At 57.9% G+C, this 14,284-nt stretch carries 12 protein-coding genes; 9 read left to right on the plus strand and 3 right to left on the minus strand.

Annotated elements, in window-relative coordinates; genetic code table 11:
• The first annotated feature begins 72 nt into the window (after positions 1-72).
• The 6 genes from ACS7SF_RS12225 to ACS7SF_RS12250 all read left to right on the plus strand — a co-directional run bounded on the left by ACS7SF_RS12225 (position 73) and on the right by ACS7SF_RS12250 (position 7,599).
• Positions 73-1,236 (plus strand): MFS transporter, encoded by a 1,164-nt coding sequence (locus ACS7SF_RS12225; RefSeq protein ID WP_439892749.1) that lies wholly within the window; start codon positions 73-75, stop codon positions 1,234-1,236.
• A gap of 65 nt (positions 1,237-1,301) precedes the next feature.
• Positions 1,302-1,865: a single-stranded DNA-binding protein gene (locus ACS7SF_RS12230; protein WP_439890033.1), complete on the plus strand. Its 564-nt coding sequence runs from the start codon at positions 1,302-1,304 to the stop codon at positions 1,863-1,865.
• Between the two features lie 390 nt (positions 1,866-2,255).
• On the plus strand, positions 2,256-3,554 hold the full coding sequence (locus ACS7SF_RS12235) for a tyrosine-type recombinase/integrase (RefSeq protein ID WP_439890034.1): 1,299 nt from the start codon (positions 2,256-2,258) through the stop codon (positions 3,552-3,554).
• A complete protein-coding gene (locus ACS7SF_RS12240; protein ID WP_439890035.1) occupies positions 3,538-5,091 on the plus strand; it encodes a site-specific integrase in 1,554 nt (517 codons plus the stop codon). Before ACS7SF_RS12235 ends, ACS7SF_RS12240 begins: the two co-directional genes overlap by 17 nt.
• Positions 5,084-7,138 (plus strand): integrase, encoded by a 2,055-nt coding sequence (locus ACS7SF_RS12245; protein ID WP_439890036.1) that lies wholly within the window; start codon positions 5,084-5,086, stop codon positions 7,136-7,138. Before ACS7SF_RS12240 ends, ACS7SF_RS12245 begins: the two co-directional genes overlap by 8 nt.
• Positions 7,135-7,599, plus strand: coding sequence for a hypothetical protein (locus tag ACS7SF_RS12250; RefSeq protein WP_439890037.1), 465 nt, complete (start codon positions 7,135-7,137; stop codon positions 7,597-7,599). The genes ACS7SF_RS12245 and ACS7SF_RS12250 overlap by 4 nt, the downstream gene beginning before the upstream one ends.
• Positions 7,600-7,863: 264 nt before the next feature.
• Here ACS7SF_RS12250 and ACS7SF_RS12255 read toward each other — a convergent pair whose 3' ends face one another.
• Complete coding sequence (locus tag ACS7SF_RS12255; protein ID WP_439890038.1) at positions 7,864-8,181, minus strand: helix-turn-helix domain-containing protein; 318 nt, start codon at positions 8,179-8,181, stop codon at positions 7,864-7,866.
• 764 nt (positions 8,182-8,945) lie between these two features.
• On the opposite strand from ACS7SF_RS12255, the gene ACS7SF_RS12260 reads away from it, so the two are divergent.
• The 3 genes from ACS7SF_RS12260 (at position 8,946) to ACS7SF_RS12270 (ending at position 12,498) form a co-directional block, all read left to right on the plus strand.
• On the plus strand, positions 8,946-9,257 hold the full coding sequence (locus tag ACS7SF_RS12260) for a hypothetical protein (protein WP_439890039.1): 312 nt from the start codon (positions 8,946-8,948) through the stop codon (positions 9,255-9,257).
• Between the two features lie 814 nt (positions 9,258-10,071).
• Complete coding sequence (locus ACS7SF_RS12265; RefSeq protein WP_439890040.1) at positions 10,072-11,634, plus strand: AAA family ATPase; 1,563 nt, start codon at positions 10,072-10,074, stop codon at positions 11,632-11,634.
• Between the two features lie 3 nt (positions 11,635-11,637).
• Positions 11,638-12,498 (plus strand): HNH endonuclease, encoded by an 861-nt coding sequence (locus ACS7SF_RS12270; RefSeq protein WP_439890041.1) that lies wholly within the window; start codon positions 11,638-11,640, stop codon positions 12,496-12,498.
• A gap of 120 nt (positions 12,499-12,618) precedes the next feature.
• Here ACS7SF_RS12270 and ACS7SF_RS12275 read toward each other — a convergent pair whose 3' ends face one another.
• Complete coding sequence (locus ACS7SF_RS12275) at positions 12,619-13,590, minus strand: HNH endonuclease (RefSeq protein WP_439890042.1); 972 nt, start codon at positions 13,588-13,590, stop codon at positions 12,619-12,621.
• A 59-nt stretch (positions 13,591-13,649) separates the two neighbouring features.
• Positions 13,650-14,201, minus strand: a complete 552-nt coding sequence (locus ACS7SF_RS12280) for a hypothetical protein (RefSeq protein ID WP_439890043.1) — start codon at positions 14,199-14,201, stop codon at positions 13,650-13,652.
• Positions 14,202-14,284: the final 83 nt, after the last annotated feature.

Here is a 14,284-nt window from a genome sequence, read left to right on the forward strand (position 1 = left end):
TCCGCCGCATGGTTGCGGCGGTTTTCGCACCCTGTTTTCGACTCCCCACCGATGACTTCCGCTTCCGGCCGCATGACCGGCCTTGAGCTGCGTGCGGCTGCTTCACTGGCCGGCATCTTCGCGCTGCGCATGTTGGGTTTGTTCATGATCATGCCGGTCTTCGCGGTGTTCGCGAAAACGCTGCCCGACGGTAACAACACCCAACTGGTCGCCTTCGCCATCGGCGTGTACGGCCTGACCCAGGCAGTGCTCTATATCCCCTACGGTTGGCTATCGGACCGCTTCGGGCGCAAGCCCGTCATCGTGGCGGGGCTGGTGATCTTTGCGGTGGGCAGCCTCGTGGCGGCGTTCTCGCACAGCGTGGCGGGCATCGCCGTCGGACGCGCCATCCAGGGCGCCGGGGCGATCTCCTCCGCCGTCATCGCGTTCGTGGCAGACCTCACGCGTGAAGAACATCGCACCAAGGCCATGGCCATGATTGGCGGCAGCATTGGCGTGTCGTTTGCCGTGGCCATCGTCAGCGCGCCGGTCATCTTTCGCTGGGTGGGCATGCCGGGCATGTTCCTCGCGATTGGCGTATTGGCTGTGGTCGCCATCGGCGTGGTGCTGTGGGTGGTGCCCAATGCGCCGCGCCCGCCCGAACACGTGAAAGCCCCGTTCCGCGAAGTGCTGCGCAACCCCGAACTGCTGCGTCTGAACTTTGGCGTGTTTGCGCTGCATGCCACGCAGACGGCGCTGTTCGTCGTGCTGCCGCACATGCTGGAAGCCGCCGGTCTGCCCGTTGATTCGCACTGGAAGATCTACCTGCCGGTGATGGGCGTGTCGTTCGTGCTGATGGTGCCGGCCATCATTGCGGCAGAGAAGCGCGGCAAGATGAAGGCGGTACTACTGTCGGCCGTGGCCCTGGTGATGGTGGCCCAACTGGCGCTGGGCGAGGTGCATCCGACCCTGGCTGCGCTGGCGATCGCGCTGCTGGTGTACTTCCTGGGCTTCAACGTGCTGGAGGCCTCGCAGCCATCGCTGGTGTCGAAATACGCGCCCGGCGTGCGCAAGGGCGCGGCCATGGGCGTGTACAACACCACGCAGGCGCTGGGGCTGTTTGCGGGCGGTGCCGGCGGCGGCTGGATTCTGCTGCACGCGGGACAGAGCGCAGTCTTTTTCACTTGCGCGGGACTCGCACTTGCGTGGCTTATAATTGCCAGCCCCATGCAGATGCCGGCGCTGCGTCGTCACTAAACTTCTAGCCGGCCTAGTCAGTCCCCTCGCGGCGGCATCACTTCAATTACCTTCGGAAACTCATCATGGCGTCCGTCAACAAAGTCATCATCGTCGGCAATCTCGGCGCCGATCCTGAAACGCGTTACATGCCCAGCGGCGACGCAGTCACGAACATCCGCGTGGCAACCACCGACCGCTACAAAGACAAGGCCAGCGGCGAAATGCGTGAAGCCACCGAGTGGCACCGCATCGCCTTCTTCGGCCGCCTGGCTGAAATCGCCGGCGAATACCTGAAGAAGGGTTCGTCGGTCTACATCGAGGGCAAGCTAAAGACCCGTCAATGGGAGAAGGACGGCCAGAAGCAATACAGCACCGAAATCGTCGCAGACCAAATGCAGATGCTCGGCGGCCGCGGCGGTGAGGGCGGTGGTGGTGGCCAAGGTGGCGGCGGTGGCTACTCGCGCGGCGGCGAAGGCGGCGGCGCAGGTGGTTACGGCGGCGGCCGCGCCCAAGGTCAGGGCGGTGGCGGTGGTTACTCCCGCGGCGGTGAAGGCGGTGGCAGCCAGGGTGGCAATCAAGGCGGCGCACGCCGTCAAGCCGCACCGTCGAATGGGTTTGAGGATATGGACGACGATATTCCGTTCTGACGGGTACTTTTAGAGCGGTGTAAACAATGAGCCTGCAGCCCTTTGGGTTGCAGGCTTTTTTGTTGTTTACGTTTTTTTGAGGTGGGTTGGTCTTGCAGTAAACCGGGCAGTTTCTATTGTGTAAACAATCCCGTAGGGCGGTGGTGCTTTGGCGGGGTTGCTGGATGTGCCTTCCCATAGGCATTGGAGTTGGCTGAAGTGCTCCCTTGTGGGGCAGACCAATTTTCAGTGCCCTAGCGTTGACGTGCAGCAATCGGTCCACGAGTTGGTTATCAAGCACATCTGCGCGGGCCGTGCCGCTGGCATGCGGCGTCAGGTCAGTGGACCGACCGCCTGTGTTCGGGCCGCACACCTGCTATTGAGCGGGGTCTTTTTCTGCGGAGTGGAGCGATGACGGTGCGCTACACAATCAAGCAGCCTCTCTTTGCATCCGGCGAGCGCTTGCCGATGCTGGTGGACCGCCAGACCGGCTCCCCACTGTTTGATCCGACGGTCTTTACGCTGGCCGAATTCCGGATGTGCAATCGGGCCAGTGCCACCATCGAGCAGGTGCTGCGCGCGCTGATGCTCTTTCATCTGTTTTGCGACAAACACCAGATCGATCTCCTAGCGAACATGCGGGACGGGCGGTTGTTGGAGTTGGGTGACATCGACGCGTTGGCTCGGTTATGCCGTCTTCCGATGACGGAGGTGGAGCGCCCAGTGGAGGCACGCCCGTCCCAGCCGGTCAGGATGAAGACCTCCTCCCTTGAGCGTTATCGGGCTAGCTCGAAGGCGAGCAAGGCGATTCCACACGTCATCGGCCACCATGCGGCCACACGTCTACGCTACATTGCTCGATACATTGGATGGCTGGCGGATCGGCGTATTCGACACCTGGGCGCCAGTCATCCGATGTGTGCGCCGCTGCGCCTGGCGAAGGATCTCACCGTCCAAGGACTCCTCACTCGGATCCCAACCGATAAGAAACGCGGCAAGAAACGCAACAGCGCTCACCGGCGTAAAGCTCTCGACGAAGCGGCGCAAGAGCGTCTTTGGCAGGTGATCGCTAGGCACTCGCAAGAGAACCCATGGAAGGGCCGCCACGTCAGGGCGCGCAACGACCTGATCGTTCGGTGGTTCATGGGGCTCGGCATACGGCGTGGCGAGCTCCTTGGCATACGTGTCACCGATATCGATTTCCGCACGAACCAAGTGGTGATTGCCCGGCGCGCGGATGACCTTGACGACCCGCGGCCACACGAGCCGAACGCCAAAACCCTGGCTCGCTTGCTGCCGCTCAGCGACGATCTGGCACGACGCACGCGCCAATACATTCTGGAGGAGCGACGTCGCTGCCCGCGAGCGCGGCAGCATGCGTTCTTGTTTGTGGCCAATGGTGGAGCGCCCCTCTCCTTGCGGGGATTGAACGGGGTCTTTAGCAGGCTGAGCAACCAGTGCCCTGATCTCCCCAAGATCTTTCCGCATTTGTTCCGGCACACCTACAACTACAACTTCTCGAAGATTGCAGATGAACGGCACTTAAATTCGGAGCGGGAGAAGAAGGCGCGGTCCCATGTCATGGGCTGGTCAGAGACGTCTGGTTCGGCTGAGAGCTACACCTACCGTGAGACCGAACGAGACGGGCGAGAAGCGTCGCTGCAACTGCAGGAGAAGATGGGGAAACCACGCCATGACGACGCGCAGTAGCACTGCTCCTGCGGGCGATCCATCATACGTTGAGTCTCTTCCAGAGACCGCTATGGCGCGTGGTGGCTGGGTGTTCTACCCACGACGAGACTTCTGGGAGATACGAGAAGGGACGGAACGGATCCGGCTTCGCTTCGACAAACAAATCCAACTGACACCAACGTTCAAGACGGCATTCAAGGCGGTGTTGCTTTGGTACGCGGAAAATCTATCGATTTCCCATGTGCGCAATATGTTCTACCTCAGCAGTGCCCTGTTCCAGTTCAAGCATCGGGTGTCTAAGGGCTTGGTATCCGAAATCACCGACCTTGATCTTCTCAACTACAAAGGAGCGGTTGGCGCAGAACGGGAATGGTACTTGGGGGAGTTGTCAGGGTTCTTGCGGCAATGGGTGCTACTGGGGCAAGGCGGGGTCACAAAAGAGGCCGTTGCGCTCCTGAGCCAGCTACGGCTGAAAGGCAACCCCAAAGGTGTAGCAATTGCCACGATGGATCCCGGTACCGGGCCGCTTACCGCACTAGAACTTGAAGCAATCCAAGCCGCCTTGAACGATGCGTATGGGCGGTGTGCTGTCAGCCTGGATGACTATGTGCTGTGTTGGCTGTTGATGGCATTGGGTCAGCGGCCCAAACAGTACGCGGCATTGAAAGTGTGTGACATCACCCCAGTGCCTGCGGGCGACGGCACGCTGACTTACGTTTTGAGGATGCCCAGAGGCAAAACTGGTTCGAGTGACCCTAGAGATGAGTTCAAGAACCGCGTGCTGAGCCCCGATCTAGGGCTGCTCGTGATGAAACAAGTCACCCAGGTCAAGGCGCGGTTTGCCGACTTGCTGGTGGATGTGAGCGACGCGCCGCTGTTCCCAGCAGAATGGCTGGAAGAGTCGATTCCTGGGTACGAATACCATCCGACGTCGGCTCAACTTGGTTACAGGGTCGTCGCCACCTTGGGCCAACTGAAAGCCAAATCGCAACGCACCGGCTATCCCATTCATATCGGCGCAAAGCGATTCCGATCGACCATCGGCACACGGGCAGCTGAGGAAGGCTACGGCGAACTGGTGATCGCGGAGTTGTTGGATCATGTAGACACGCAAAATGTCGGGGTCTATGTGCGCGCCACACCGGCGATTGTCGAGCGCATTGATCGTGCGCTGGCCATGAGCGTTGCGTCACTGGCGCAGGCCTTTGCTGGGACGCTGATCGACGGCCCTGAGGAGGCGTCCAGGGCGGACGATCCGAGTAGCTTAGTGCGCGCGCCAGCGATCACGGGGAACTTTGCCGCGATCTCCAGTTGCGGGAAACACGGCTTTTGCGGATTCCTCAAGCCCATTGCCTGCTACACCTGCAAGAGCTTCGAGCCTTGGCTGGATGGGCCGCATGAACAGGTGCTGGAGTATTTGCTCGCAGAGCGCGAACGCCTCTTCAAAGTCGACAAACGTATCGCTTGCGTGAACGATCGGACCATCTTCGCGGTGGCTGAGGTTATTCAGCGCTGCGACACTGAACATCTCGTAAGACAAGAATCACATGGCTGACGTGTTCACGTTTATGCCGCGGGTCGAGGCCGATGCCAGTGAGAACATGGCGCGGTTTGTCGAGCTCTGCCGAACGCGATTGACTGTGTTCGGGCAGTCGCTGCCTTTCGATGAGGATGTGTGGGATGTATCGGACACTGTCCATCTCAAAGGCAAACATCATGCGGTGCTCGTCGTGTTCAGCAATTTCGAGACGGCGCAAAAAAAGCGCGGTCGGGTCATGATGAGCGAGCCGTTCAAAGCGTTCGCGAAGTCGTACATTCGCTACCAACACGCCATGCGGCCGACCAAGAATATCGGTCAGCGTGTGGCAGCGTTGCGGTCGCTGGAGGCTGCGCTAAACGAGGTAGGCACTTCCGATCCGGTTCAGGTCACTGCGCAGATTCTCAATCGAGCGGTACAACTTTTGAAAGAACGTTTAGCCGGCGCTACCGCCTACCGGACGGCTGGTCAATTGGAACTGGTTGCCCGTTTCCTTACAGACCACAACCTGGTGATCGTTCCCATGCAATGGCGCAGTTCGCTGCCGCGGCCTATCGATACCGAACGGGTTGGCAAGGAGGCCGATGAGCGCCGCGCCGCGAAGATGCCGAGTGAGGCGGCGCTGGAGTCTTTGCCGAAGATATTTCGTCTGGCGGCGGGAACTGGCGACGTGCTGGTGTCTTCTGTGGCCGCGATTCTCTGTGCCGCGCCAGATCGCATTGCTGAAGTGCTTGAGTTACCGGTGGACTGCGAAGTCCGTCAGTCAATCAAGGAATCGGGTGCGGATGCCTACGGTTTGAGATGGTGGCCTGGCAAGGACGCTGAGCCGATGGTGAAGTGGATCATCCCGTCGATGACCAGTGTTGTTGAGGAGGCAATCGGCAAGATTCGGAAGGTCACGAATGAGGCACGACAGGTCGCACGCTGGTACGAACTGCATCCCGGGCAACTCTATCTTCCCGAGGATCTCGAGCATCTGCGTGCTGCGGAATGGCTCAGCATGGTAGATGTTGGACAAATCGTGTTTGCGGATCCTGTAGCAAAAGACACGGTGAATACTTGGCGCCGGGACAATAAGCTTCCAGAGGAGAGACGAGGGAAGAAGGTGTACGTGCGCTTCGCCGACGTCGAGAAAGTGTTGATAAGAATGCTCCCTAGGGCGTTTCCGATCGCGCATCAGACCAATGGGATGAAGTACAGCGAGACGCTTCTGGTAGTGCAGCGTAATGCGCTGAGTGAGAGCAAGGCCACTATGCGCTCTGTTATCGATGCGGTCTCACATGGTCAGATTGGTGATCGACTCGGTGGCAGGTCGGAATACGGTGTCGAATCGCTATTTGAACGCTACGGTTTCCATGAGCCGGACGGCAGCAGCATTCATGTGACGACGCACCAGTTCCGCCACTACCTGAATACGCTCGCGCAGATCGGTGGCCTGAGCCAACTGGATATCGCGAAATGGTCGGGAAGAAAGGACGTCCGGCAGAACCGGGCCTATGACCATGAAACGCCGCAGGCCATCGTCGAACGGATTCGGTCGGTGGTCGGTGAGGACACGCGGATGTCCGGACCTGTGGCGACACGACCACGAGCTGCGCTGATTTCTCGAGACGAGTTCGCGCGGTTGAAAGTGGCGACGGCGCACGCCACGGATTTCGGCTATTGCATCCATGACTACGTGATGTCGCCTTGCCAGCTGCATCGGGATTGTTTGAACTGCAACGAGCAAGTGTGCATCAAGGGGGACGCGGAAAAGGAGACCCGAATCCGGCAGGCGCATGCGGAGGCGCAGCGACTGCTGACACAGGCGGAACACGCTGAGCGCGAGGGTGAGTTTGGCGCGTACGAATGGGTCGAACACCATCGTCTTCTCTTGGATCGCGTGAGCGCACTCGTAGACATCTTGAATGATCCCAAAATTCCACGGGGGACCGTGATTCAACTCAAGCCTGCGGACATGCCATCGCGGCTCGAACACGCGGCGCAAGCCAGGGCGCGTCTGTTGGGGCTGGAGGATGATTCATCGCTACCACGACTTCAGGCACCCAGCGGGGAGACCACATGAAGAGGCCCAGGAGTCGTAACCTTGGCGATGAGCAGATCGCCGACATCGCTGCGATTCTCGATGGCTGGCGCGGCAAGTTGAGCTGGGATGGTTTGGTGGAAACAGTCGCAAGTCGTACCGGGCAGCAGTACACGCGACAGGCGCTTCATCGGCATGAACGAATTCGCCTGGCTTTCACCGTTCGAAAGAGAGCGCTATCCGGGCAGAATGAAGAGGAGCCGAAGGAAGCCGAGTCGCCCGAATTGAAGATTGCGCTGGACAGGATCACGCGGTTAGAGGCAGAGAACCAGCGGCTGCAGGCAGAAAACCAAGGGTTGCTGGAGCAGTTCGCTCGGTGGGCGTACAACGCTGACACCCGAAATCTGACGAAAGAGTTTTTGGACAACCCCTTACCTCCGGTCGATCGTGCGCGTAGCGATAGGCCTCGTGCGGGCAACAAGAAGCGATCCAGTCGTTCCTGACCAATCGACGAGCCCGTGCGCGAACCCATTTGCTGAAATGTCCGATGCATGTGCGCCGTGTCGGCTGATGCCGAATGGCACGGAGGAAAACGAGTCCTACCCTCTCAGGGCTACGACTTTGACTTCTGAAGCAACGCGGCGGGCTTGACCTGCCGTGCGAAGGCGATGCGTTCGATGTTGTAGATCGTCACGTTTTTTCAGCGCCCAGTTTCCGGCGCACTCGACTTAGAACCTCGATCAGGAATTCCCCTCTCGGAGCACTCCTCAGTCGTGCCCTCCGGTGTTGGCCTTAGCCCTGGAGGGCTTGCGCCCCGGACGAATCGGTAGGACTTCACCAGGTTCCTGAAAGAGATCAACAGGCTCTGCGCCGAGGGCGGCGGCGAGCAAGACGATATTGTCAAGAGACACGTTGACGATACACCGCTCCACTTGACTTACATAAGTGCGATGTAGCCCCGCAAGGTCAGCGAGCGCTTCTTGGGAGAGGCCCATCCGACCGCGAAGCATCTTCAAGTTGCCGGACAACCGCTGACGGGCCGTCTGTTGTTCAGGTGTGAGCTCTGCCATCTGGCGAGCATCCATCAACGCATTAGATGAATCTACAGATGAAAATAAGTCAGTTTATAAACAGACAGTCTTTACATCTCTTTTTGGTGTGCGTAGAATCCGCTGCCCCAGGGATTTCGGGATTTGCCCGCCCACTCTCAGTCTTGTTGCGTTAAGTGTTGCGAACGCTGATTGAGAGAACTCGGATAGGCGAGATCGACGCTTCGTCGTTCGTTTCAGGAACTGAGACATGTTGCTCACGGAATACGGCTACGAGGCTAGTCAACCGGCATGGCTATCCTCGCAACTACCACTCCAGTCATGGCGTTACGTAGGCATTGGAACCGACGTACAGTGTTTCCTGATTGATCGGGGCCCAAACAATCCGAGCAGGGCGAAGCTGTTGCGCGCGTGTCTGGTGACGTCTCCTCAGCAGTTGTGTGAAGACTTACGGTCGTTTGGTCGGGACGACTATCGCGTGTACGTCTTTGACTTCTCCGACGCACGTGAATCAGAGAGTCAGCTGGTGCCGCTTATTGCCCTGTACAGCTACGTTGTGGCGGGTGCGACGTGGTTCAGCTACATGACCCACGATGGAAAAACTCAGCCGTGTATGCCCTCGCAGCCTCCGCCAACCGCGGACGCCGAATGGACAATGGAGTGGGCGGAAGGCTGGACCCCCGTGAAGCAAAGCGGAAGCGATCTAACCGCAGCCACTCGACAATGGAAGGCCAAATGACTGACGTTCGAGTCCGAACTGGCTTCTTGATCCGTTCAAACTACCCTCCGGTGGGACCGGCGTGATCACGCGTAAATTCGCACGCCATCAGAGAGGCGGCCTAGTTGCCACACGGCGCCGTTCACGCGACTTTCGAGTGGCGATCAGAGCGATTGCGGCACGCGTTGGTGCGAAAGATGTCAACGTTGCCGGCACACCGATGTCTGTCTTCAAGACGCAATACGCGGCCGTGCTCAAACGTGCCAAAGCCGGTTCGATCGAGATCGTCTATCAGGGTGCGGAGCCATTCGTGATTCTTGGAGCGAAACAGTTTCTTGCTCTAGTCGCTAGCTTGGAGCGCGATCATGCCCTCGTGGATGTCGATGTGCCCTGAATTCTGATTCCCCCGAGATTGATCGCTATGCAGGCAGATTTGGAAGTGCTGCGCAACTTGAACATTGCGCGAGTGACGGCGGATAACACCCACTACGTCCGCCTAGTTGATATCCCTGAGCCATTTCGTGCGGAGTTCCGTGCGTGGATGTACTTCGGGGCTTGCCCTGGAATCGACGGTGAGGACTGGTGCGGTTGTAAGTACGAGCATGATTTTGAGGGCTACCGCCAGGAGCGGCTAAAGGGGGTCTACCGCAAGTGGCACGGCAAGGCACCATGGGAGTTGCCGCATTATGAGCCGCCTGCGAACGACGATCAGAGGTAAGCGATAGGTGAGCTGATGGTTCCAACGCAGCGCAAACGCGTTGTTGTCACCCACCATGCCCCCTCGGAACAGGGTGTCGCCCTGCGGTATCAATATGATCCGCTGACGCCGGCGTATGCCAGTCGCATGGATGGTGTGGTCCAATTGGCCAATCTGTGGATCCATAGTCATATGCGTGACAGTTGCGACTACGCCGTGGGGGAGTGTCGTGTTATCTGCAACCCGAGGGGCTATGCGCCGAAAGGGCGGACTGCAGAGAACTCTGTATTCAATGCTGGGCTGACCATACAGATCTAGGGGACTATTGCCTGATGAGGAAGGCGATGACAGCAGTCGAACGTCCCCGGCGCGATCTGCGCTAACGGTAATGGACCGCTCGGATCTTGTCGGACTGCCTCTGCTGAACGAGTAGCGGAAAGTCAGTTAGAGTAAGCTCGGACTTTAGACCATCCCGCCCCGCAATGCGGGAAACGTCGTGGGAGGAAAAGACGTGCGCTTTGTAGTTGAATTCAGAGATGGGGATTCCCCAAGAACGAATCGATATCCGCACGCTGTACTTGTCCAGGATAACTGGGACGATTATGGGTACAAGTCCACGTTCAATGTGACTCTGTACCGCTCGGTCGACGACGTGATTGAACTTGGCACTATCAAGATCATTCAGGCTAATCGTACTAGCGGCTATACAGCGATGCCGCGTCGCTCGTTTGAGCGGCTCGCAGAAGGCTACGCCTCACTTGGTGCTGACCTAGACTACTACGAAAAACTCTACAAGCTTGGGCCCGACATTTTCCAACCATTTTTGGAAGGTTTGCGCGATGTCGCTTATAGCGACGACGCGAAAGCGGCCGTAGAGGACACCGAGGGCTATCGCGTCTCGATGTTGCGTTTCGGAGGAGCGGAGCGGACGATCGCTGACGCCGCGCGCCTCCTTCGTGCGCCTACGCTGCCTACGAAGCGGCGAAGTGCAGGCTTTCGCGTGAAGTTTAAGACCCGCGTGGCAAGGGATGCCAACTCCTTTACCGTAGAATTCGATTTCCGGCGTCGAGGCCGCTTGCCAAATAGGATCAACGCCCTCATCGGCAACAACGGTACTGGCAAGACACGTCTGCTGTCGAACTTAGCGATCGTGGCAAGTGGGTACGGCTACAGTACGAAGGAAGATGTATTGCGGAATGCCGCAGGGCGGTTCGTTGGAACGGCGCCACCCTTCAAGACGGTCGTAGTCATCTCATACAGCGCGTTCGACACCTTTGTGATCCCTGGCCAGACGGAGGTCGAAAAGCAGAGGCTCCAGGATGAAGGCGAATTGTTCGGCTACGTCTATTGCGGGTTACGCGAGCGGTCCGATGACGATGGTCCCGACGGAGAACAAACCTACCGGCTACGCACGCCGGCAGAGATCCAGGCGGAGTTTCTCCAAGCCCTGCGCCGCGTCAGGGAGGCAGACCGTTTGCAGAATCTGCTTGAGATTCTGAAGCCGCTACTGCGCGATCCATCATTTCAGCGAATTGGTCTGACCCAGCTTTACCTAAACCGGAACGAAGGTGACATCGGCGATCTGTTCCGGGGTCTTAGCAGCGGCCACAAGGTGGTCCTGAAGATTGTTACTGAGCTCACGGCGCACATTTCAGGATCAGAACCGACCCTCGTACTGATCGATGAGCCTGAAACCCATCTCCACCCGCCGCTTCTGGCCGCCTTCCTCAAGAGCGTCCGAGCGTGCATCGAGGCATTTGACGGCTACGCCATCATTGCGACGCACTCGCCAGTGGTGCTGCAGGAGACGCCGGCCCGATACGTTCAGGTGCTGCGCCGAGCGGCTGATCAGAATCGTGTCTTCGCTCCCTCGATCGAAACTTTTGCGGAGGGTATCGGCGTCATCACCCAGGAGGTATTTAACCTCGGGGATGGCTCGACCGATTGGCATGAGACGCTCAAGACGTTGGCGCCGCGATATACCTTTGAGGAAATCGAGGAGATGTTTGGCCGCAAACTTGGCTTTGCGGCGCGATCTTATGTGTTGAGCGTTCGTGACGAGAGTGAGGAGTAAGGGATGCGCTCTATCCCGCTTCTCGCCATTGACGCGACGGCCGTGTTTGATGAAATCGCTACCGCAAAGCGGGCCCCAAGGGGGGCGCGCATGCGAGTCGCTCGGCCGCGGATTCTCGCTGCCTATCAGGAGTATGACGCGACCGTCCCCGAAGTAGGTGGACTTGATGTGGCTGACCTTACGGATCTCCAGAAGGAGGCGATGCGACACGCCTATACGGTAGAGACGCAGCCGATGACGGCGCTACGGGGAAAGCTTCTGGATAGAGTCATCGTGGCGCGATGCCCATTGTGCGGACTCAGCGAGTCTTCAACGCTGGATCACTATCTGCCCAAGGAGCGATATCCCGAGTTCTCGATCTTCCCTACGAACTTGGTTCCGAGTTGCACAGTCTGCAATACGCGAAAGAGCGACCGCATCCTGCAAGCGGGAACGGATGTCAGGATGTTTTTGCACCCATGCTTCGACGCAATTCCTGACGCGACGTTTCTCGCCGTGCGGGCTCGGATAGAGGCAGATGCGCTTATTCTGTCGTATCGACTCACACGCCCAGAAGGAATGGCAATGAGAACGTTTCGACATCTTCAATCTCACTTCGCCGAACTCGATCTCGCTGACAGGTATCGTCGGATGGGCCTGTGGCACCTTGGTGAACAGTATCCCGCCCTTCGGCGAGCCTATGGCTTCGGGGAAGATGCTGCGCGGGTAGTCGAGAAACTCTTGGAGGGTGCGCGGGACTTCGAGGAGGTGGTGGGGCCCAACTATTGGCTTGCAAAGCTCTACCGGGCGTTGGCCGCTAACGATGAGTTCTGCGATGGTGGTTTCGAGGTCGTTCGTACCCACCGGCTGAATCCGCAGCCGTAAGCGGTCAACGACAGTAGCACCGTTGTGCAGACCGCTATCGGCTGCATTTGTTGCCGCCAGTTATTGGTGCGGCTACAGTGTCCGCATCCGCACTAGGCGACGTTGTGAAGGCCACCCGAGTTACGACGATTTGTTGAAATCGCGGAGATCGCTTGGTATAGCCTGCTCAAATTTCATGGTCGACGTAATCTTCGAGTCTTTGATCACCTCTGTGTTTGAAAGGTCTATCGTGTATAGCTGATGAGGGCCATTTGACGAGGGGGACTTCGGGAATGGTTTTATGACAACCGGAGCCTCGCTTTCAAATACTGGATCGCGCTCAGGCGACGGTAGCGCTACTTGAAACATGTCATTGCCATACACAAGAATGAGGAAGGCATAGGGTATCGCCTGTACGGACTCAGCTTTGCGGCATATGACCCCAACCGTGATCGTATCTATTGGCTGAGGCCCGGGGGTAAAAGTAGTCAAAACCGGTGCCAGGAGTGGAATTTCTTCCCTATGCAGTGGATTCTTAATCCAAGCCAACGCTTCGCGGAAATTCGGCAGTTCCTCATCGGGGATGATCGTGAGAGCCATTTTCACGAAGGCTTTCAAAACCGCAATAGGTGTGTGCGGATCACGCTTCAACTCGAAAGTTAAAGTTCGCATGTCGTCGGATGCTTTGAACGGCATGTCGTTTTCGTCGTTTCCGGCTGTGACAGAGAACTGGTTGTTAGACCACTCCATTCTCCAACTGGAATCGCCGCTGCCTTTGAGGGTTGGTATGCCATTTTTTCCTCGGCGTCGGCCCAGCGACCGTGCTGGCTTTGACCAGTTTCCGAAGTCGTTTTCAATTCCGTTGCCGAAGAACTTATTGCAGGTATCGCATTCGTATAGCGAGAAAATCTTCTTGTTACCGAGGGATTCCGGTATGGCGTGGGCTTCGAGCTTGAAACTGACTTCTGGGGGTTCTTTCCCGCAAAAGCGGCACTTCCGATTTGCTGAACTCCCTAAGATCACCTTTTTCTTGTCACTGTCCCTCAAGACATAGGCGCAAACCGCGCGATAGTTCTGTTCGTAAAAGTCCGTCGCTTCGGGCATGGGGTCCATGTTCGGGGCTCGAGTAAGTGAGTTTCCAGTCCAACAAAAGCACGTATATCAGAGAACAGTCACGAGGCTAGCGCCCTGCAAATCCAAGTCCACAGATCCCGCCCGAGGGCTTCGAGCTGACCGTCTGCCTTCAACGGCCGAGGATTGGGGATTGTCCATCGCTCATCCCAGGCCTTGCTCCAGATGGCCGCAAATTGAGTTCGGTCCTCCTCGTCCTCGCCCGTGAAGATTACCGTTGCGCAAATCACATCGAAGCCTGCTCTGTGAGCGGCGTCGATCATCTGGTCAACGTCGTCCGAACTCTGTTTGTTTGTGATGCCCGTGACATGGCTAGGCATGATTACGAGTTCACGCTTGCGCCAATCAGGGTCATTGCCATCTAACGCCGCTTCGACTGTGCCATAGGGCGTTTTTTCTATCTCTTGGTATGAGCGCCCGAAGACGTATGCGTCAATCGGTCTCCCCCACGGGCTCGTCAGCGAGCGGCTATTCTTTTGAATGCTCTTGAGTGCTGTACCTTGCCCCTGATTGACTAAGGCACGGATCATGGTCGTCTTGCCATGATTGTTGTTGGCGAGTGGCACCACGAACAGGCGTCTGACGATCTGCATCGTTGTTCCTTCCATTGTTGGGATAGGCCATTATCGAACGTATATATTCCCTGCAAGCACAGGCGTCTATCTTTTTGCCGTTT

It is taken from the genome of Ralstonia sp. 25C (assembly GCF_051904805.1).
Classification (GTDB): domain Bacteria; phylum Pseudomonadota; class Gammaproteobacteria; order Burkholderiales; family Burkholderiaceae; genus Ralstonia.

Coding starts and splice junctions, on each gene's coding strand:
- ACS7SF_RS12270 (WP_439890041.1), top strand. CDS start 11,638: ATGCGCTCTATCCCGCTTCTCGCCATTGACGCGACGGCCGTGTTTGAT.
- ACS7SF_RS12275 (WP_439890042.1), bottom strand. CDS start 13,590: ATGGACCCCATGCCCGAAGCGACGGACTTTTACGAACAGAACTATCGC.
- ACS7SF_RS12235 (WP_439890034.1), top strand. CDS start 2,256: ATGACGGTGCGCTACACAATCAAGCAGCCTCTCTTTGCATCCGGCGAG.
- ACS7SF_RS12255 (WP_439890038.1), bottom strand. CDS start 8,181: ATGGATGCTCGCCAGATGGCAGAGCTCACACCTGAACAACAGACGGCC.
- ACS7SF_RS12245 (WP_439890036.1), top strand. CDS start 5,084: ATGGCTGACGTGTTCACGTTTATGCCGCGGGTCGAGGCCGATGCCAGT.
- ACS7SF_RS12250 (WP_439890037.1), top strand. CDS start 7,135: ATGAAGAGGCCCAGGAGTCGTAACCTTGGCGATGAGCAGATCGCCGAC.
- ACS7SF_RS12225 (WP_439892749.1), top strand. CDS start 73: ATGACCGGCCTTGAGCTGCGTGCGGCTGCTTCACTGGCCGGCATCTTC.
- ACS7SF_RS12280 (WP_439890043.1), bottom strand. CDS start 14,201: ATGCAGATCGTCAGACGCCTGTTCGTGGTGCCACTCGCCAACAACAAT.
- ACS7SF_RS12230 (WP_439890033.1), top strand. CDS start 1,302: ATGGCGTCCGTCAACAAAGTCATCATCGTCGGCAATCTCGGCGCCGAT.
- ACS7SF_RS12240 (WP_439890035.1), top strand. CDS start 3,538: ATGACGACGCGCAGTAGCACTGCTCCTGCGGGCGATCCATCATACGTT.